Source organism: Massilia sp. Root418 (assembly GCF_001425265.1).
In the GTDB taxonomy this organism is placed as follows: domain Bacteria; phylum Pseudomonadota; class Gammaproteobacteria; order Burkholderiales; family Burkholderiaceae_D; genus Rugamonas.
On the sequence record NZ_LMEC01000001.1, the window covers coordinates 193,690 to 212,376 of the forward strand.

The following is an 18,687-nucleotide window of genomic DNA, read 5'->3' on the forward strand; positions in this document are numbered from 1 at the left end:
CCGCCATGCCTGCCAAGTCTGCCCTGGGTCTGCTGCTGTTACTGAACGGCGCCGCTGCCGCCGCCGCCACGCAAACCGTGGATTGCGGCCGTTTGCTGGACGTGAAGGCCGGCGTCTGGCGCGAGCGCGTGAGCGTGGTGGTGGACAACGGCGTGATCAAATCGGTGGCGCCCACCGGCGCTGCCAAGGGCGATATCGACTTGAGCGGCCAGTCCTGCCTGCCCGGCCTGATCGACATGCACGTGCACCTGACGGGCGAGTCGCACAAGGAAGTGGAGACCCTGCGCATCAAATTAAGCCAGGACGTGGCGGACGATGCCTACCGCTCCGTGGCCTACGCCGAGCGTACGCTGAAGGCCGGCTTCACCACGGTGCGCGACCTGGGCGCGGGCGACGGTCTGAACGTGTCGCTCAAGCGTGCCATCGCCACCGGCGCCATCATCGGACCGCGCATGTACACCTCGGGCACCGCCATCGCCACCACCGGCGGCCATGCGGACGGCACCAACGGCCTGTCGCGCGAGCTGGGCAAGGCGGTAGGGCACCCGACGCCGTATGACGGCGTAATCAACGGCCCGGACCAGGCGCGCGAAGCGGTGCGGGCGCGCTACAAGGAAGGCGCGGACCTGATCAAGATCACGGCCACCGGCGGGGTGCTGAGCCAGGCCGCCAGCGGCCAGAACTCGCAGTTCACCGACGAGGAGCTGAAGGCCATCGCGGCCACCGCCAGGGACTACGGCTTCCGCGTGGCGGTGCACGCGCACGGTGTGGAGGGCATCAAGCGCGCGCTGCGCGCCGGGCTGGACTCGATCGAGCACGGCACGTATATGGACGACGAAGCCATGGCGCTGTTCAAGAAGCACGGCGCGTTCTATGTGCCGACCATCAGCGCGGGGCGCTACGTGGCCGAGAAGGCGAAGGATCCGGAATTCTTTTCGCCCATGGTGCGCCCCAAGGCGGCGGCCATCGGCCCGCTGATCCAGTCCACCTTCGGCAGGGCCTACAAGGCCGGCGTGAAGATTGCGTTCGGCACCGACGCGGGTGTGTTCCCGCACGGCGAGAACGCCAAAGAATTCGCCTACATGGTGGAGGCGGGCATGCCGGCACTGGAAGCGATACGCTCGGCCACGCTGAACGCGGCCGAGCTGCTGAACCAGGGCAGCCGCCTCGGCTCCGTGGAGCCGGGCTACGCCGCCGACATCGTGGCTGTCAGCGGCGACCCGCTGAAGGACATCACGCTGCTGCAGCAGGTGCAGTTCGTGATGAAGGAGGGCGTCGTCTTCAAACGCTGATCAAACGCCGATCAGTCATTGCTCATGCCATGCAGGCATCCTGCGGCCTGGCCGACGGCGACAGCCGCACGCCGGCCGTGCCTGCGGCTCCCGCCGTGCCCCCCAGCGCCGCCGGGCTGCCCGGCACGCCGCACACCAGTTCCGGCTGCAGCTGGTGGATGGCCAGGTCCAGCCAGTCCGCCGTGGTGCCCAGGCGGTAGCCCAGGCAGGCGGCGCGGTCGGTGTCCATCACGTAGGGGAAGGGATAGTCGAATGGACTCAGCCCGGCCTGCGTGGTGAGCGGCAGTGCGCGCACTTTCTCCCCCAGCACCGCGCCCACGCGGCGGTGCAGCTCCAGCGCGGACAAGGCGCCGCTGTCGGCCGCGTTCACCGGGCCGACGAAGTCCTGCATGCCGGTCCAGAGCAGGAAGTCGCTGGCCGCGTCCGCACTGATGAAGGAAGTGGCCGCCGCCGCGCTGGTGTACAGCAGCGCCTGGCCCGACTGCGCCAATGCCACGTAATACGCCAGGCGGCCGGTGAAGTCATCGCCGCCCAGCACGTGGCCCAGCCGCACCGTCACCAGCGGCAGCCTGCCGTCGCGGTACAGCAGCGCTTCGGCCTGCCGCTTGCCCTCGGCGTAGTTTTCGTCCGCCACCAGCGGGTCGTTCCACGGGCAGTCCTTGTCGATGCGCACGGTGCGCAAATCCAGATCCAGTTCGCTGAAGGCATCCGCCTGGCGGCCCAGCAGATTGCGGTATACCTCGATGGTGGACGTCATCACGTAGCGGCCTGCCTTGCCGGCGAAGACTTCGCAGGCCACCGCCGCGTCCAGTGGCGTGTAGCACACCTGGTCATACACGATATCGTAGCCCTGGCTGCCGGCGAAGGCGGCGCGCATGGCGGCGTGGTCCCGGCGGTCGACGCGGATGCGCTGGACGCGTGCGCCGAAGCTGTCCGCAGTGCGGCCGCGGTTCGCCAGGGTCACGCGGTGGCCTGCGTCCAGCAGCTTCTGGACCAGCAATTTACCGACATAGCGCGTACCGCCGATCACCAAGATATTCTTGTGCATGACAATCTCCCGTAAGTGTGGAATCATTGTCGCGCCGCGACGATCGGCGATCAAACGAGAAAATTGCCTGTCTGAGAACAAGTTAAACTAATTCATGGAGTATGCATGGCCAAGCCCCTGCGCAGCCTGTCGGGGCTGATCGACCTGGAAACCGCCGCCCGCCTGGGCAGCTTCAAGCTGGCTGCCGAGGAGCTGCACAAGACGCCGGCAGCCGTCAGCCAGCAGATCAAGAACCTGGAAGAGGAGCTGGGTTTCGCGCTGTTCCTGCGCCATCCGCGCCACGTGGCGCTGACGGAAAAGGGGCGGGATTTTTCCGCCACCGTGGCGCGCGTGCTGGGCGAACTGCGCACCAAGGCCGCGGCGCTCCAGAAGAGCGGCGAGGAGTGCGTGCTGCGCATCTCCAGCACGCACTCGTTCGCGCTGAAATGGCTGGCGCCGCGCCTGACCCACTTCACGCGGCTGCACCCGGACCTGGACATCCGGCTCGATGCGAACGACCGCTATGTGAGCCTGCAGGACGACAGCGTGGACGTGGCCATCCGCTACGGCGCCTACGAGGCCGGCGACCCGACCATCCTGTTCGACGAGCGCCTGGTGGCGGTGTACAGCCCGGACATCCTGCCGCCCGGCCGCAGCGACTTCAGGCTGGCCGACCTGCGCACCCTGCCGCTGCTGGACGAGGGCAGCAATGTGCACTGGAACCGCTACGTGGCGGCCAACGGCCTGCCGCGCGGCGGCTACAACGTCTCGCGCGGCTACAGCCACTGGGGCGTGCTGGCGCAGGCGGCGGTGGCCGGGCAGGGCGTGGCGCTGGCTGCGTTCAGCATCGTGTACGAGGACCTGCGCAAGGGCGACCTGCACATGATCGCCGGGCGCTCCATCCCCTACCACTCGGGCTACCGCTTCCTGGTCAACATCAACAAGGAACGCATGCCGAAGATCGAGCGCTTCCGGGCCTGGCTGGCCGATGAGATGGCGGAAATGCAGCGCGCGCTGACGGCCTGCTCCTACGGTACAGACGAATCGGTGTAACAAGGGTTGCCAGATTCTTCATAAATGGCGTATCTTTATCCCACGGCAACACATCGGATGACTGGGAATGACGGCAGCGGGATACGATATCGAATGCGATTTGCTGGTGGTCGGCGGCGGCATCAACGGCGCCGGGATAGCGCGCGACGCTGCGGGACGCGGCCTGTGCGTGGTGCTGTGCGAGAAGGACGACCTGGCCTCGCACACCTCGTCCGCCTCCACCAAGCTGATACACGGCGGCCTGCGCTACCTTGAATACTATGAATTCTCGCTGGTGCGCAAGGCGCTGATCGAACGCGAAGTGCTGCTGCGCGCCGCACCGCACATCATGCGCCCGCTGCGTTTCGTGATGCCGCATGCGCCGGGACAGCGGCCCGCGCTGCTGATACGCGCCGGCCTGTTCCTGTATGATTTTCTCGCCAAGCGCGAGCTGCTGCCCGGCTCCAGCGGCGTGCGCCTGGGCTGCCACGTGGCAGGACGTCCGCTCAAGCCGGAGTTCTCGCGCGGCTTCGTGTACTCCGACGGCTGGGTGGACGACGCTCGCCTGGTGGTGCTGAACGCAATGGACGCCTGCATGCACGGCGCCGCCGTCAAGACCCGCACCGCCTGCACCGCCCTGCGGCGCGAGGGCGACCGCTGGTACGCCACGCTGCTCGGCGCGGACGGCAAGCAAAGCGTGGTGCGCGCGCGCAGCGTGGTCAACGCGGCCGGTCCGTGGACCGCGAGCCTGCTGGGCCAGGCGCTGCCGCAGCGGCGCAGCCAGCACCTGCGGCTGATCAAGGGCAGCCACATTGTCGTCAAGCGCATTTTCGAGCACGACTACGCCTACATCTTCCAGAACCGCGATGGCCGCATCGTGTTCGCCATCCCCTACGAGCAGGACTATACGCTGATCGGCACCACCGACCTCGATTACAAGGGCGACCCGAACCAGGTGGCCATCGATGCGGAAGAAGTGTCCTATCTGTGCGAACTGGTGAGCCAGTACTTCACGGCGCCGGTGCGGCCTGAGGACGTGGTGTGGACCTATTCCGGCGTGCGCCCGCTGGTGGAAGACGAGGCGCAGGACGCCAAGGCCGTCACCCGCGACTACCGGCTGGAGCTGGACAGCAACGGCGACGGCGGCGCGCCGCTGCTCAGTATTTTCGGTGGCAAGATCACCACCTACCGCAAGCTGGCGGAGGAGGCGGTGGACCTGCTGTGCAAGGCGCTCGGCAACCGCCATCCGGCGTGGACGGCGAAAGCCTGCCTGCCGGGGGGCGACCTGTACGGCGACACGCCGCAGAACTGCGCCGTGCTGCGCTACGGCGAATGGCGCGACGAGCTGCTGCAGCAGTACCGCTGGCTGCCGCGCGAGCTGGTGGCGCGCTACGCGCGGGCCTACGGCACGCGTATCCACACCTTGCTGGCGGGACGGGTGAAGCTGGAGGATATGGGCGCGCAGCTGGAGCCGGGGCTGTACGCGGCGGAGGTGGATTACCTGCGCCGCTACGAGTGGGCGGTGACCGCCGACGACATCCTGTGGCGGCGCTCCAAGCTCGGCCTGCACCTGCCGCCCGGCGCCGGCGCACGCCTGGCCGAATGGCTGGCGTTGCATCCAGCGCAGGCATAGGCGGGTTACGCGTTCCGCTAACCCGCCCTACGGGAGCGAAGGGCGTAGGGCGGGTTAGCGGGGCGCGCCGGGCGCGGCGCGCGTAACCCGCCGCCACGCGGCGCAAAAAAAAACGGCAGCCGAGGCTGCCGTTTCTCATGAATCATGCAAGCTTACTTCACGCCATGCATCAGTTTCTGGATCAGCGGCGCCACCAGGAACAGCAGCACGCCGCCAGCCATCAGGATCCAGAAGCCCTGGGTGTAGGCCGACAGCGCGGTGGTCACCGACATGCCGCTCTCACCCGAAGCGTGGGAAGCGAAGATGCCCGACAGGTTGTTGCCGATGCCGGTGGACAGGAACCAGCCGCCCATGCCCAGGCCGACCAGGCGGGTAGGGGCCAGCTTGGTGACCATGGACAGGCCGATCGGCGACAGGCACAGCTCGCCGACCGACTGGATCACGTACACCATGAACAGGGTCCAGAACGGGATCTTGCTGTCGGCGCCGACCAGCGAGGACAGCGAGAACCACAGCAGGCCGAAGGCGGCTGCGTTGAACAGGATGCCCAGGCCGAACTTGCGCGGAATGGAAGGATTGCTGTTGCGCTTGGCCAGGAACACCCAGGTCGCTGCAACGATAGGCGCGCAGGCGATGATGGCGATCGAGTTTACGGTCTGGAACCAGGCGGTCGGGAAGGTCCAGCCACCGAAGTCGCGGCGCACGATGTTATCGGCCAGGAAGGTGAAGGAGCTGCCTGCCTGCTCGAAGAACATCCAGAACATGATGTTGAAGGTGAAGATCACCATCATGGCGATGACCTTGTCGCGCGCCACGGCGCCGTTGCGGAAGCCTTCGATCAGCAGCATGGCCGCCAGGATCAGGAACAGCACGGTGAGCACCAGTTGCAGCTTGTTGGCGCCGACGGCCAGCAGCAGGTAGACCACGGGGATGACGGCGAAAGCGCCCAGCACCACGTAGATCACGCGATTCATGCTCATGGCGGCAGGATCGGGGGCGCCGATGCCTTTCAGCTGCGCGCGGCCGATGAAGAACCAGATCAGGCTGATGATCATGCCCACGCCGGCGGCCATGAACACCACCTTATAGGAGGGCATGCCGTCCACGCCGAACACTTTTTCGGCCAGGATCTGGGTCAGTACCGGGGCGATCAGCGCGCCGGTGTTGATGCCCATGTAGAAGATGGTGAAGCCGGAGTCGCGGCGCGGATCGGCAACGCTGTAGAGCTTGCCGACCATGGTGGAGATGTTCGGTTTGAACAGGCCGTTACCCACGATGATGGTGGCCAGGCCGACCTTGAACACGGTGTCGTCCGGAATGGCGATGGCGAACAGGCCGGCGGCCATGAACACGGCGCCCACCAGGATCGAGCGCTGGTAGCCCAGCACCCGGTCGGCCACGTAGCCGCCGAACAGCGCTGCCGCGTAGACCAGGGCCAGGTAGGAACCGTAAGTGAGGTTGGCGCTGGCCTGGCCAGCCGCGTCGCCGCCGAAGAACTGCGCGACGATGTAGAGCACTAACGCCCAACGGATGCCGTAGAACGCAAAGCGCTCCCAGAACTCGGTCATGAATAGCATCCACAGCGGGGCCGGATGGCCCAGGATCTGTTTGAACTCCGGGATTTTGACTTCCGGGCTTTGCGTAGTTGCACCGCTCACGGCTTCTCCTGAAAAATTTTCTGATTAGATAAAAAAATATGGGACCGGACTAAGCAAGCGCGCTTGTAGCGTGGTTGCCGGTGGTCCGTATCCCAACAGGGCGCCATTTTAATCTACCGCGCACTTATGTCCAGCAATTAGCTTGCTGCGCCGCAGCAATGTGACTAAACTGGCAACTCGCCTGGTGAAACCGATAGCCGTTCCCTATCAAACTCCGGCCCCAAACCGGCGGAGTTGTCGTATATTGGTGTCGCAGGCTCAAGAGTTGTCGTATGGATCTGAATAAGGAATTACGCATCATGGAACATGACGTTGTCGATACCCTGATTTCCCCTGAAGGCATGCTGGAGGTGCTTTCCAAGGCGGAAGTAATAAAGTTGCTCGATTCCGGCAAGGGCGGGCTGTATAACATCTTCCGCAACTGCGCCCTGGCGGTGCTGAACTGCGGTAGCACTATCGACGATGGAAAGGAACTGCTGGAGCGTTACAAGTCGTTCGACATCAACATCATGCAGCGCGAGCGCGGCATCAAGCTCGACATCAAGGGCGCGCCGGCGATTGCGTTTGTCGACGGCAAAATGATCAAGGGCATCCACGAGCACCTGTTTGCGGTGCTGCGCGATATCGTCTTCGTCAGCAATGAAGTGACGGACAATCCCAAGTTCGACCTGAGCCGCACGGATGGCATCACGGATGCGGTGTTCCACATCCTGCGCAACGCCAACGTGCTGAAGCCGCACCTGAACCCCAACCTGGTGGTGTGCTGGGGCGGCCACTCGATCAACCGCGCGGAATACAATTATTCGAAGGAAGTGGGCTACCAGATGGGCTTGCGCGGCCTGGACATCTGCACCGGCTGCGGGCCGGGCGCGATGAAGGGCCCGATGAAGGGCGCCACCATCGGCCACGCCAAGCAGCGCACCCACCAGGGGCGCTACCTGGGCATTTCGGAGCCGGGCATCATCGCGGCCGAGTCGCCCAACCCCATCGTGAACGACCTGGTGATCATGCCGGACATCGAGAAGCGGCTGGAAGCGTTCGTGCGCGCCGGCCACGGCATCGTGGTGTTCCCCGGCGGCGCCGGCACGGCGGAAGAGATCCTCTACATCCTCGGCATCCTGCTGCATCCCGAGAATGCGGACATCCCGTTCCCGCTGGTGTTCACGGGGCCGGAAACGTCGCGCGAGTACTTCGTGCAGATCAACCAGTTCATCGCGGACACGCTGGGTCCGGAAGCGCAGAAGCGCTACAAGATCATCGTGGACGATCCGGAACTGGTGGCGCGAGAAATGCAGGCCGGTATCAAGGAAGTGCGCGAGTTCCGCAAGGCCCGCAGCGACGCCTACTACTTCAACTGGGCGCTGAAGATCGACCACGAGTTCCAGCGGCCGTTCGCGCCCACGCACGAGAACATGCGCAACCTGAGCCTGCACAAGAACCAGCCGACGCATTTGCTGGCGGCGAATCTGCGCCGCGCGTTTTCGGGCGTAGTGGCGGGTAACGTGAAGGACGAGGGCATCCGCGCGATCGAGAAGTACGGCCACTTCGAGATCCACGGCGACCCGTCCATCATGGGCCCGATGGACGCGCTGCTGGCGTCCTTCGTGGCGCAGAGCCGGATGAAACTGGCGGGCAAGGCATACACGCCTTGCTACCGTATCGTCCAGTAAGCTACTGCCGGGGCGCGCGCCGGTTCCGCTGGCGCGCCCGCTCGGCTTTTTCCTCCGCAAAACGCGCGTCCAGGCTGGCTTCGACGCGCGCGAAGTCCTCACGCTGCTTCAGCATCATCCGGTTGAATTGCGCATCGTGCTCCAGCATGCGCTGGCCGAGCTTGGTGTACATGGCGCCCAGCTCTTCGCCTTTGCCGAACGCGCCCAGCATGCCGGTGTACACCGTTGCGTTAATGGCCCCGACGCCCAAGATGATGGTGAGGGTTGACGTGATGGCTGTGATGACCATGGCCTTGTACAGGGCTGCGAATTTCGCGTTGAATTCCGTCCGCATCTCCGCAAGACGCGCATCCAGGAGCGCAGCAAATTCCGCCTTGAACGCGCTCATCTCGGCTCGAAGCTCGGCGAAGCGTCTTTCCGCCTGGGCGTGCCGAGCGTCCAAGCGGCCGAGAAAGACCTCGCTGGACATGCGAATATTGTCCAGTTTGGCATCGACTTCTTCTCGTGTGGGTGGCCCGTTCATCTTCTTATGCTGCGCCGCGCGCGGTTGGGCGTCAAGCAAGCGGCAGGCAAACGGGACCGCCTGCTGAGGTAGCACAAGCGTGCGCAAAAAAAGCCGCCGGGCTTGCTTGCCGGGCGGCTTCTTGTGCGCTTCGGAAGATCAGTCTTCCTTGCGCAGGTGCGGGAACAGCAGCACGTCGCGGATGTTCGGCGAGTCGGTGATGATCATCATCAGGCGGTCGATGCCGATGCCGCAGCCGCCGGCCGGCGGCATGCCGTATTCCAGCGCGCGGATGTAGTCCGCGTCGTAGAACATGGCTTCATCGTCGCCTGCTTCTTTGGCCGCAACCTGCGCCAGGAAGCGCGCCGACTGGTCTTCCGCGTCGTTCAGCTCGGAGAAGCCGTTGGCGATCTCGCGGCCCACCATGAACAGCTCGAAGCGCTCGGTAATGCCTTCGCGCGTGTCCGAAGCGCGCGCCAGCGGCGACACTTCAACCGGGTAGTCGATGATATAGGTCGGTTCCCACAGCTGTGCTTCGGCGGTTTCTTCGAACAGCGCCAGCTGCAGCGCGCCCAGGCCCGAGTGCGCGTGCGGCTTCACGCCGAACTTCTTCAGTTCCGCCTTGATGAATTCCGCATCGTTCAGCTGCGCGTCGGTGTAGCCCGGCGCGTACTTGTTGATGGCTTCCACGATGGTCAGGCGGTGGAATGGCTTGGCCAGGTCCAGCTCGCGGCCGCCGTAGGTCAGGGTGGCGGTGCCGTGCGCGTCGATGGCGGCCTGGCGGATCACCGCCTCGGTGAAGTCCATCAGCCACTTGTAGTCGGTGTAGGCCGCATAGAATTCCATCATCGTGAATTCCGGGTTGTGACGGATCGACACGCCTTCGTTGCGGAAGTTGCGGTTGATCTCGAACACGCGGTCGAAACCGCCTACCACCAGGCGCTTCAGGTACAGCTCGGGCGCGATGCGCAGGAACATCTGCATGTCCAGCGCGTTGTGGTGGGTGATGAAAGGCTTGGCCGCGGCGCCGCCGGGAATAGTGTGCAGCATCGGCGTTTCCACTTCCATGAAGTCGTTCTTCTCCATGAAGCGGCGGATCGAGGACATAGCGGCGGTACGGGCCTTGAAGGTGCGGCGCGTCTCTTCGCTCATGATCAGGTCCACGTAGCGCTGGCGATACTTGGTCTCCTGGTCGGCCAGGCCGTGGAACTTGTCCGGGAGCGGACGCAGCGACTTGGTGATCAGGCGCAGCTCGGTGACCTTGATGGTCAGCTCGTCGGTCTTGGTCTTGAACAGCGTGCCGGTCACGCCCAGGATGTCGCCCAGGTCGTAGTGGTGCAGCGCGGCCATGGCGGCTTCGCCGGTCAGGTCCAGCGTGGCGTAGATCTGGATGCGGCCGTCGGCTTTCACGCCGGAGGAGTCCTGCAGCGTGGCGAAGGCGGCCTTCTTGCCGGCTTCGCGCTTGAGCATCATGCGGCCGGCCAGCACCACTTCCACCGGATTGGCTTCCAGTTCTTCGCGCGTCTTTTCGCCGTACTGGATGTGCAGGTCGGCGGCTTTGTGCTGCGGCTTGAAGTCGTTGGGGAAGGCGACGCCCTGTTCGCGGATGGCGGCCAGCTTGGCGCGGCGCTCGGCGATGATCTTGTTCTCGTCCGGCGCTGCTGCTTGTTCTTGGATATCCGTAGTCATGGTTTTTGTATTGATAGATTAATTGGTTGCCGAGGCGGGCTCGGAGGCGAACAGCGCGGCGACATTCAGGTCGCTGAAGTCGCGCGCCACGCAGATCACGTTGTCGAACTCGGCGAAGGCTGCGGCCGGCAGGGTGGTGGTCAGCACCACCGCGCGCATACCGGCGCGGCGCGCCGCTTCCACGCCCAGCGGCGCGTCCTCGAATACGATGCAGTGCGCGGGCGCCACGCCACAGCGTTCGGCCGCCAGCAGGAACACGTCAGGATTGGGCTTGCCGCGCGCCACGTCGGCCGCGCCCACCACCGCGTTGAAGTGCTTGCGCAGATCCAGGCCGTCCAGCGTGAAGACGATGTTGTCGTTCGGGGCGGCGGTGGCCACGGCCAGCGCCACGCCGTCCGCCTTGGCGGCTGCGATCAGCTGGTCGAAACCCGGCACCGTTTCCAGGTGCGGGCCGTACAGCTCGCGGTACAGCGACTCTTTTTCCGCGTCCAGTTCCGCGCTGGCCTCCCTGGTCAGGTGCTCGCCCAGGTAGGTGCGCATGATTTCATGGCCTTGGCGGCCGGCCGTGGCGCGGAAGAATTCGTCCGCGTCCAGCGCGTGGCCGCGGCGCTCAAAGAAGGCCAGCCACGACTTGGTGTGGAAGGCCATGTTGTCGACGATGGTGCCGTCCATGTCGAAGATGAACGCGCGGGGCGCTTGTGCCGCTTGAGTCATTAGACGCCTTGCTTGAGGGATGCGGAGATGAACTCGTCCAGGTCGCCGTCCAGCACGCCCTTGGTGTTGCCCGTTTCGAAGCCGGTGCGCAAGTCCTTGATGCGGGACTGGTCCAGCACGTAGGAACGGATCTGGTGGCCCCAGCCCACGTCGGTCTTGGAGTCTTCCAGTTTTTGCTGCTCGCTCATGCGCTTGCGCAGTTCCAGTTCGTACAGCTTGGCCTTCAGCATGTCCATCGCCTCGGCCTTGTTGCGGTGCTGCGAGCGGTCGTTCTGGCACTGCACCACAATGCCGGACGGGCCGTGCGTCAGGCGCACTGCGGAGTCGGTCTTGTTGATGTGCTGGCCGCCGGCGCCGGATGCGCGGTAGGTGTCGATGCGCAGGTCGGCCGGGTTGATCTCGATATCGATCGAATCATCCACTTCCGGATACACGAACAGCGAGGTAAACGACGTATGGCGGCCGTTGGCCGAGTCGAACGGGGACTTGCGCACCAGGCGGTGCACGCCGGTTTCCGTGCGCAGGTAGCCGTAGGCGTGGTCGCCCTCGACCTTCAGGGTGGCGGTCTTGATGCCGGCCACCTCGCCGTCGGACTGCTCCATCACTTCGACCTTGAAGCCCTTGCGCTCGCAATAGCGCAGGTACTGGCGCAGCAGCATGGAGGCCCAGTCCTGGGCTTCGGTGCCGCCGGCGCCGGCCTGGATGTCGATGAAGCAGTTGTTCGGGTCCATCGGATTGTTAAACATCCGGCGGAACTCCATGCCTTCGATGACGGCCTTGATCTCTTCGGTGTCGGCGATGACAGCTTCCAGCGTGTCGTCGTCGCCTTCTTCCTTGGCCATGGCGAACAGGTCTGCCATGTCCTTCAGGTCGGCGTCGGCCTTGGTCAGTGTGTTGACAATGGCTTCCAGCGCCTTCTTTTCGCGGCCCAGGTCCTGGGCGCGTTTCGGGTCATTCCAGACGGTGGGGTCTTCCAGCTCTTCGTTTACCTGTTCCAGTTTCTCTGACTTGACAGTGAAGTCAAAGATACCTCCGAAGTTCGGCTTCGCGGGTCGTCAGATCGGCGAGCAGGGCGGAGAGGGCGTTGATGCGTTCGGCTTCCATGATCTTGGTCTTCTAGTGGTGTAATCAAACCTTGGATTATACCCTAGAGGACGCACGCCCTTATAGCGCAAATTCACTGCGCGCGACGGGCACCGATTCCGATGCCCGGGCAGTGATAATTTGGTAATAACTCCGGTGTCTGCCGGCTCATGTGGCGTCGCTCACCGAGGCCGCCGGTGAAAGTCGCGTGAACCATTGCGAGCGAACTGGGCGGGGCGTATCATCGGTCGCTTTCGAACTGTTGCTTTGCCTGCCAGCCCTCATGCGCCGATTCCTGCCTTTACTCGTCCTCGCCCAACTCGCTGCCTGCAGCACATTGCCGGCGAATGCGCCGGACGGGGCGCGGGCCACGCTGGCGCTGCTGGAAACGTCGGACCTGCACGCCAACGTGCTGAGCTATGACTACTACAAGCTGTCGCCGGACCCGTCGCTGGGCTTGGAGCGCACCGCCACGCTGATCCGCGAGGCGCGCGCGGAGTTCCCCAACACGTTGCTGCTCGATAACGGCGATACCATCCAGGGAACGGCGCTGGCCGACTACCAGGCGGTGGCGGCCCCGTTGCGCTGCGACGATACGCTTGCCATCTACAAGGCCATGAACCAGCTGGGCGTGGAGGGCGGCGGGCTGGGCAATCACGACTTCAATTACGGCCTGCCTTACCTGAGCCAGGTGACGGGGACACGTTTCGACGTGGACGGCGTGGACCCGGCCGCGCCGCGCTGCGGCCGTGCGGCGTTCCCGCTGGTGCTGGCCAATATCTACAGCGCGAAGACCAGGCAGCCGCTGTTCCCGCCGTTCACCATCATCGACAAGCGCGTCAGCGCCACCGGTGCGGACGGCAAGCCGGTGCAGGGTACGGTGAGGGTAGGCATCATCGGTTTCACGCCGCCCGGCATCCTGGGCTGGGACAAGCGCTGGCTGGAAGGCCGCGTGTATGCCGAGGGCGTGCGCGAGTCGGCCCAGAAGTACGTGCCGCAGCTGCGCGCGCAGGGCGCCGATATCGTGGTGGCGATCCTGCATGGCGGGCTGGATGGTGCGCCGTACACGCCGCAGATGGAGAATGCCGGCCTGTACCTGGCGCAGGTGCCGGGAATAGACGCCATGCTGCTGGGGCACGCGCACGAGGCGTTTCCGAACCCGGCCAGCGCCGCGCCAGCCTTCAACCTGCCCGGCGTGGACAAGGTGAAAGGCACGGTGCACGGCGTGCCGGCCGTGATGGCTAGTTTGTGGGGCAAGCACCTGGGCGTGATCGGATTGCGCTTGAAGTGCGAGAGGCAGCGCTGGGTGGTGGACAAGGGGCAGACGACGGTCGAGGCGCGCAGCACGCTGGTGCCGGCGCAGTCGGCATCGACATCGGCATCGGCAGCCGGCGGGCCGGGGGGCGGCGCGGGGGCGAAGCGCTACGTGGAGGCCGACCCGGCCATCGCGCCGCTGGTGGCTGCCGAGCACGCGGCCACCATCCGCTACGTCCAGACCCCGCTCGGCACCACAGACTTTCCCATGACCTCCTATTTTGCCGACGTGGGCGACGTGAGCGCGGTGCAGGCCGTCAACGAGGCGCAAGCCGCCTACCTCGCCGGCTACGTGCGCGCCAGTCTGCCGCAGTATGCGCAGTTGCCGGTGCTGTCGGTGTCGGCGCCGTTCAAGTCCGGCGCCGCCGGCCCCGGCGACTACACGGACGTGAAGCTGGGCCCCATCGCCCTGAACAACGCTGCCGACCTGTATTTGTATCCGAACACGCTGTCCGCCGTGAAGGTGAGCGGCGCCGGGTTGAAAGCGTGGCTGGAGAAGGCGGCCAGCCGCTTCAACACCATCGATCCTTCAAAGACGGCGCCGCAGGAACTGGTGAACGCCGGCTTTGCGGGCTATAACTTCGACATGCTGACCAGCCCCGACGTCAGCTACCGGATCGACGTGACCCAGCCGCAGGGCCGCCGCATCCAGGCGCTGAGTTACAACGGCCAGCCGGTGGGTGACACGCAGGAATTCCTGGTGGCGACCAATAATTATCGCGCGTCGGGTGGTGGCGCCTTCCCGGGCGTGGACGGCGCCAGCACCATCTTCGCATCGCCGGACGCCAACCGGGACGTACTGATCGCCTACATCCAGCGCACCCGGGCGCTCAAGCGCGCCAGCCACGGCGCGGCCCGCAGCTGGCGTTTTGCAGCCGTGAAGACGCAAGGACCCGTGGTGTTCCACTCGGCGCCCGGCAAGCTGGAACTCGCGCGCGCGGCGGGCCTGGACAATGTGAGCCAGCTGCAGGCCGACGACGGCGCCGGCAAGGGGCTGGCTCTGTATGGCATCGATCTGTCCCGGCCATAAGATGCGGAGGCTGCGCATGCGATTCGCGCCAAGGCAGTTGGCAGGCGCCGCCCGGGGAACGGGCGTGTTGGCGCTGATGCTGACGCTGATGCTGATGCTGGCGCCGGAGCTGGTGGCCGCACAGTCGGCCGCCGCGCAGGGCGACGAGCGGCAGCACGCGGTACTGCCGCGCGCGGCCACCTTGTCCACGCCGTCGGGCGACATCCAGGGCACATTGCTGGTGCCGTTGCCGCTGGGCTGCACCCCGGCGGCGCTCATCATCGCCGGCTCCGGTCCGACTGACCGCGACGGCAACAGCAAATTGCTGCCCGGCGCGAACAACAGCCTGAAGATGCTGGCCCAGGTGCTGGCAGAGGCGGGCATCGCCAGCGTGCGCTACGACAAGCGCGGCATCGCCGGCAGCGCGCGTGCAGGCGCCAGCGAGGCGCAGCTGCGCTTCGAGACTTACGCTGGCGATGCCGCCGCATGGGTCCGGCAACTGAAGCGTGAAGGGCGTTACTCGTCCGTGACGGTGATCGGCCACAGCGAAGGTTCGCTGATCGGCATGCTGGCCGCGCGCGCAGCGGGGGCGGACGGTTTTGTATCCGTGGCCGGCCCTGCTGAACGGGCCTCGGTGCTGCTGCGCCGCCAGCTCGACACCAAGCTGCCGCCCGAGCTCGCGCAAGCAAACGACAGGATACTGGCCGCGCTGGAGCGGGGCAGGACGCCCGGCAAGCTCCCGCCCCAGCTACAGGCTATCTATCGCCCCAGCGTGCAGCCCTACATGGCTTCCTGGTTCAAATATCTGCCCTCGCAAGAGTTTGCCCGCCTGAAGATGCCCCTGCTGGTCGCGCAGGGAACCACTGACATCCAGGTGGATACGAACCAGGCTGCGTTGCTCAAGCAGGGCAATCCGGCGGCGCGGCTGCTGCTGGTGGACGGCATGAACCATGTGCTCAAAGCGGTGCCTGCGGACCCGCACCAGCAGCTGGCGTCCTACTCCAATCCGACGCTGCCGCTGGCGCCCGCGCTGGCAGGCGCGGTGACGGACTTCATCCACGCCTTGCCGCGCCGGCCCTGCCGCTAGCTAGCCCAGAAAGCCCGCCAGCGCGTCCAGCACGGCGTCCGGCTGCTCGGACATCAGCGAATGGCCCGCATCCACCTGTACCACCTTGGCGTGCGGGATGGCGCCGGTGAGCAGTTTGGTGGACTTCGGCGGCGTCATCATGTCCTTGCTGCCGAAGATGAACAGGGCAGGGCAGCGCACCGCCTGCGCAGCCGCCTCGCCATTGGCGTAGGCATTGCAGGCGGCAAAGTCCGTATAGAACAGCTGCGCCGGGTTCAGCGCCGACATGCGCTGCATCAGCCGCTGCGCGCCGCCCATCACCGAAAAGCCTGGCCCGGGACAGGACGGCTTCTGCGCCATGCCCGAATGCGAGAAAATGTTGACCATGTCGATGGCTGTCTGCTCGTTGTCCCGCGAGATGTTCAGCAGCGCGTCCGACACCTTCATCGGATAGGTTGTCCCCAGCATGGCCAGCCTGGCCACGCGCTGCGGCGCGCGGTGCGACAGTTCCAGTGCAATCAGCGATCCCATGCTGTGTCCCACCAGCGTGGCCTGCGCCACGCCGGCCGCGTCCAGCACCGCCAGCAGCCAGGCCGCCATCTCTTCCACGCTGTGCCTCGCCGCGCCCTTGCTGCGGCCGTGGCCGGGCAGGTCGACCGCCAGCACGCCGTAGCCGTGGTGCGCCAGGTAGCGGCTTTGCAACGCCCACACTGAATGGTCGTTCTGCGCGCCGTGGATGAAGACCACCGTGGGCAGGGCCGCGTCGAAGGCTTTGCCTCCGGTGTAGCAATAGGCTGGAGCGCCGTCAATTTCAAACAGCATGTCAGCCTCTTTTCTGCGACAGTTTCAGGCCGCGCGCCAGGTCTTCGATCAGGTCGTCCACGTCCTCCAGGCCCACCGACAATCGCATGGTGCCCTCGGCAATGCCGGACGCCGCCAGCTGCTCCGCAGGCACGCGGAAGTGCGTGGTGGACGCCGGATGGATCACCAGCGACTTGGCGTCGCCGACATTGGCCAGGTGCGAGAACACCTTCAGGCTGTCCACAAAGCGCCGGCCAGCAGCGCGGTCGCCCTTGACGGTGAAGGAGAACACGGCGCCGCAACCTTTGGGCAGCAGTGTCTTGGCCAGCGCGTAGTCCGGATGGGACGCCAGTTCGGGATAGGAGACCGACGCCACCGCATCGTGCGCAACCAGGAACTCGACCACCTTGCGCGTGTTGGCCACGTGGCGCTCCATCCGCATGCCCAGCGTTTCTATGCCCTGCAGTACGGCGAAGGCGTTGTGCGGGCTCATGACGGCGCCGAAGTCGCGCAAGCCTTCGCGCCGCGCGCGCAGCGCGAACGGGGCCACGGTGGACTCTTCGGCGAACACCATGCCGTGGAAGCCCTCGTATGGCTCGCACAGCTCGGCGAAGCGGCCGGTCTTGTCATAGGCGGCCTGCCAGTCGAAGGTGCCGCCGTCCACCAGCAGGCCGCCGATGGCGGTCCCGTGGCCGCACAGGAACTTGGTGGCGGAATGGAAGACCAGGTCCGCACCGTGGTCGAAAGGCTTCAGCAGGTAGGGGGTGGTGAAGGTGGAATCCAGCATCAGTGGCAGGTGGTGCTCGTGCGCCAGCGCCGCCACGGCCGGCACGTTCAGTACGTCCAGGCCGGGATTGCCCAGCGTTTCGGCAAACAGCACCTTGGTTTCGGGGCGGATGGCGGCCCGCCAGGCGTCGAGGTCGCGCGGGTCCACAAAGGTGGTGGCGATGCCGAAGCGCTTGAGCGTGTAGCCCAGCAGGTTGTGCGAGCCGCCGTACAGCGCGCGCGAGGCCACGATGTGCGAACCGGCGCCGGCAATGGTGGCCAGGCCCAGGTGCATGGCGGCCTGGCCGCTGGCGGTGGCAATGCCGGCCACGCCGCCTTCCAGTGCGGCGATGCGTTCTTCCAGCACCGCGTTGGTGGGGTTGGAGATGCGCGAATAGACGTGCCCCGCGCGCTCCATATTGAACAGCGCGGCGGCGTGGTCGGAGTCGCGGAAGGCGAAGGACGAGGTGAAATGGATGGGTGTGGCGCGTGCGCCGGTGGCCGGGTCGGGCGCGGCGCCTGCGTGCAAGGCAAGCGTATCGAAGCCAGGGTAATGGGGACCGCTCATGGGTGTCTCGTTTTGGTTATTGAGGTGGCAAGATCCTACCGCGCGCTGCGGTCTGGCACAACCGCGGCACAACAGGCAATATTTGAGATTGCGCAATACTGGATTTTTCTGCGGGCATACGCTACATTCGCTGTAAGGCTTACAATAACTACAAAACCCCATTCACACGGACAGGACGGCCCAAAATGAAAGTCTCCGAAATTCTTCAAGTTAAAGGCAACATCCTCTACACCATCAAGCCCGACCAGCCTTTGTCGGAAGCGGCGAAAACCATGGCCGAGAAGGACATCGGTTCGCTGGTGGTGATGGAGTTCGGCGACCTGGTCGGCATGCTGACCTTCCGCGAAGTGCTGAAGGCCTTGCACGAAAACGACGGCTCGGTCGGCGGCGGCACGGTGCGCAAGCATATGGAAGACCACCCGATCACGGTTACGCCGGACACCGAAGTGAACGAAGTGCGCCGCATCATGCTGGAAAAGCACGCCCGCTACCTGCCGGTGATGAACGCGAAAACCCTGCTGGGCGTGATCTCGTTCTACGACGTGGCGCGCGCCGTGCTGGAAGCGCAAAGCTTCGAGAACCGCATGCTCAAGGCCTATATCCGCGACTGGCCGGCAGAGGAAGAGCAGCCGGCCGATTAATACCGGCTCCGCGAACGAAAACGCTATCTCCGGATAGCGTTTTTTTTTGCGCCGGCGATCGGCGGGTTACGGCGCACGCGCCTAACCCGCCCTACGGAAGCGCGGCATTTGGCGACCGGCGGCTCATGGCGGGCGCCAAACCGGCCGTACGGTACCGCGGCACTTTAACGATCGGCGGCGCATGGCGCGCGCCGAACCGGCCGTACGGAAGCGCGGCACATTA

15 protein-coding genes are annotated in these 18,687 nt (G+C 65.3%); 7 read left to right on the forward strand and 8 right to left on the reverse strand.

Translation table 11 applies throughout. The annotated features are described in order from the left end of the window. The first annotated feature begins 5 nt into the window (after positions 1–5). Positions 6–1,292, forward strand: a complete 1,287-nt coding sequence (locus ASC94_RS00755; protein ID WP_056389327.1) for an amidohydrolase family protein — start codon at positions 6–8, stop codon at positions 1,290–1,292. A 22-nt stretch (positions 1,293–1,314) separates the two neighbouring features. Here the strand turns inward: ASC94_RS00755 and ASC94_RS00760 are convergent, their stop codons facing one another. Next, positions 1,315–2,340, reverse strand: a complete 1,026-nt coding sequence (locus tag ASC94_RS00760) for an NAD-dependent epimerase/dehydratase family protein (protein WP_082615987.1) — start codon at positions 2,338–2,340, stop codon at positions 1,315–1,317. A gap of 105 nt (positions 2,341–2,445) precedes the next feature. On the opposite strand from ASC94_RS00760, the gene ASC94_RS00765 reads away from it, so the two are divergent. Together ASC94_RS00765 and glpD are read left to right on the forward strand one after the other, a co-directional pair. Next, on the forward strand, positions 2,446–3,372 hold the full coding sequence (locus ASC94_RS00765) for a LysR substrate-binding domain-containing protein (protein WP_056389330.1): 927 nt from the start codon (positions 2,446–2,448) through the stop codon (positions 3,370–3,372). A 67-nt stretch (positions 3,373–3,439) separates the two neighbouring features. Next, a complete protein-coding gene (glpD, locus tag ASC94_RS00770; RefSeq protein ID WP_056389333.1) occupies positions 3,440–4,984 on the forward strand; it encodes a glycerol-3-phosphate dehydrogenase in 1,545 nt (514 codons plus the stop codon). 152 nt (positions 4,985–5,136) lie between these two features. Here the strand turns inward: glpD and ASC94_RS00775 are convergent, their stop codons facing one another. Further along, a complete protein-coding gene (locus ASC94_RS00775; RefSeq protein ID WP_056389336.1) occupies positions 5,137–6,642 on the reverse strand; it encodes a peptide MFS transporter in 1,506 nt (501 codons plus the stop codon). A 299-nt stretch (positions 6,643–6,941) separates the two neighbouring features. On the opposite strand from ASC94_RS00775, the gene ppnN reads away from it, so the two are divergent. Beyond that, positions 6,942–8,312, forward strand: a complete 1,371-nt coding sequence (gene ppnN / locus ASC94_RS00780) for a nucleotide 5'-monophosphate nucleosidase PpnN (RefSeq protein ID WP_056391955.1) — start codon at positions 6,942–6,944, stop codon at positions 8,310–8,312. A 1-nt stretch (position 8,313) separates the two neighbouring features. Here ppnN and ASC94_RS00785 read toward each other — a convergent pair whose 3' ends face one another. The 4 genes from ASC94_RS00785 to prfB form a co-directional block, all read right to left on the reverse strand. Continuing rightward, positions 8,314–8,835, reverse strand: a complete 522-nt coding sequence (locus ASC94_RS00785; RefSeq protein WP_157201229.1) for a hypothetical protein — start codon at positions 8,833–8,835, stop codon at positions 8,314–8,316. 138 nt (positions 8,836–8,973) lie between these two features. Continuing rightward, a complete protein-coding gene (lysS, locus tag ASC94_RS00790; RefSeq protein WP_056389342.1) occupies positions 8,974–10,503 on the reverse strand; it encodes a lysine--tRNA ligase in 1,530 nt (509 codons plus the stop codon). A gap of 18 nt (positions 10,504–10,521) precedes the next feature. Beyond that, positions 10,522–11,217 (reverse strand): HAD family phosphatase, encoded by a 696-nt coding sequence (locus tag ASC94_RS00795; RefSeq protein WP_056389345.1) that lies wholly within the window; start codon positions 11,215–11,217, stop codon positions 10,522–10,524. Continuing rightward, positions 11,217–12,321, reverse strand: a protein-coding gene (prfB, locus tag ASC94_RS00800) for a peptide chain release factor 2 (protein WP_157201230.1) whose coding sequence is annotated in 2 segments (ribosomal slippage) — positions 11,217–12,239 and positions 12,241–12,321 — 1,104 coding nt in all. Because the reading frame shifts where the segments join, the coding sequence is not laid out codon by codon here. Before prfB ends, ASC94_RS00795 begins: the two co-directional genes overlap by 1 nt. A gap of 262 nt (positions 12,322–12,583) precedes the next feature. Here prfB and ASC94_RS00810 point away from each other — a divergent pair. After that, positions 12,584–14,644 (forward strand): bifunctional 2',3'-cyclic-nucleotide 2'-phosphodiesterase/3'-nucleotidase, encoded by a 2,061-nt coding sequence (locus ASC94_RS00810; protein WP_056389347.1) that lies wholly within the window; start codon positions 12,584–12,586, stop codon positions 14,642–14,644. A 16-nt stretch (positions 14,645–14,660) separates the two neighbouring features. Further along, positions 14,661–15,710 (forward strand): alpha/beta hydrolase, encoded by a 1,050-nt coding sequence (locus ASC94_RS00815; RefSeq protein ID WP_200955521.1) that lies wholly within the window; start codon positions 14,661–14,663, stop codon positions 15,708–15,710. Here the strand turns inward: ASC94_RS00815 and ASC94_RS00820 are convergent, their stop codons facing one another. Together ASC94_RS00820 and ASC94_RS00825 are read right to left on the reverse strand one after the other, a co-directional pair. Next, positions 15,711–16,511: an alpha/beta fold hydrolase gene (locus tag ASC94_RS00820; RefSeq protein WP_056389351.1), complete on the reverse strand. Its 801-nt coding sequence runs from the start codon at positions 16,509–16,511 to the stop codon at positions 15,711–15,713. Between the two features lies 1 nt (position 16,512). Further along, positions 16,513–17,823, reverse strand: a complete 1,311-nt coding sequence (locus tag ASC94_RS00825; RefSeq protein ID WP_056389353.1) for an O-acetylhomoserine aminocarboxypropyltransferase — start codon at positions 17,821–17,823, stop codon at positions 16,513–16,515. 185 nt (positions 17,824–18,008) lie between these two features. Here ASC94_RS00825 and ASC94_RS00830 point away from each other — a divergent pair, with 185 nt between their 5' ends. Next, the gene (locus ASC94_RS00830) at positions 18,009–18,464 is read left to right on the forward strand and encodes a CBS domain-containing protein (protein WP_056389356.1); all 456 of its coding nucleotides are present in this window, start codon (positions 18,009–18,011) and stop codon (positions 18,462–18,464) included. Positions 18,465–18,687 lie beyond the last annotated feature (223 nt).

Excerpts from the sequence above, each read along its gene's own strand:
- ASC94_RS00815 (WP_200955521.1), top strand. The coding sequence starts at position 14,661 with ATGCGATTCGCGCCAAGGCAGTTGGCAGGCGCCGCCCGGGGAACGGGC.
- ASC94_RS00825 (WP_056389353.1), bottom strand. The coding sequence starts at position 17,823 with ATGAGCGGTCCCCATTACCCTGGCTTCGATACGCTTGCCTTGCACGCA.
- glpD (WP_056389333.1), top strand. The coding sequence starts at position 3,440 with ATGACGGCAGCGGGATACGATATCGAATGCGATTTGCTGGTGGTCGGC.
- ASC94_RS00765 (WP_056389330.1), top strand. The coding sequence starts at position 2,446 with ATGGCCAAGCCCCTGCGCAGCCTGTCGGGGCTGATCGACCTGGAAACC.
- ASC94_RS00760 (WP_082615987.1), bottom strand. The coding sequence starts at position 2,340 with ATGCACAAGAATATCTTGGTGATCGGCGGTACGCGCTATGTCGGTAAA.
- ASC94_RS00795 (WP_056389345.1), bottom strand. The coding sequence starts at position 11,217 with ATGACTCAAGCGGCACAAGCGCCCCGCGCGTTCATCTTCGACATGGAC.
- ASC94_RS00830 (WP_056389356.1), top strand. The coding sequence starts at position 18,009 with ATGAAAGTCTCCGAAATTCTTCAAGTTAAAGGCAACATCCTCTACACC.
- ASC94_RS00810 (WP_056389347.1), top strand. The coding sequence starts at position 12,584 with ATGCGCCGATTCCTGCCTTTACTCGTCCTCGCCCAACTCGCTGCCTGC.
- ASC94_RS00785 (WP_157201229.1), bottom strand. The coding sequence starts at position 8,835 with ATGAACGGGCCACCCACACGAGAAGAAGTCGATGCCAAACTGGACAAT.
- ASC94_RS00820 (WP_056389351.1), bottom strand. The coding sequence starts at position 16,511 with ATGCTGTTTGAAATTGACGGCGCTCCAGCCTATTGCTACACCGGAGGC.
- ppnN (WP_056391955.1), top strand. The coding sequence starts at position 6,942 with ATGGAACATGACGTTGTCGATACCCTGATTTCCCCTGAAGGCATGCTG.
- lysS (WP_056389342.1), bottom strand. The coding sequence starts at position 10,503 with ATGACTACGGATATCCAAGAACAAGCAGCAGCGCCGGACGAGAACAAG.
- ASC94_RS00755 (WP_056389327.1), top strand. The coding sequence starts at position 6 with ATGCCTGCCAAGTCTGCCCTGGGTCTGCTGCTGTTACTGAACGGCGCC.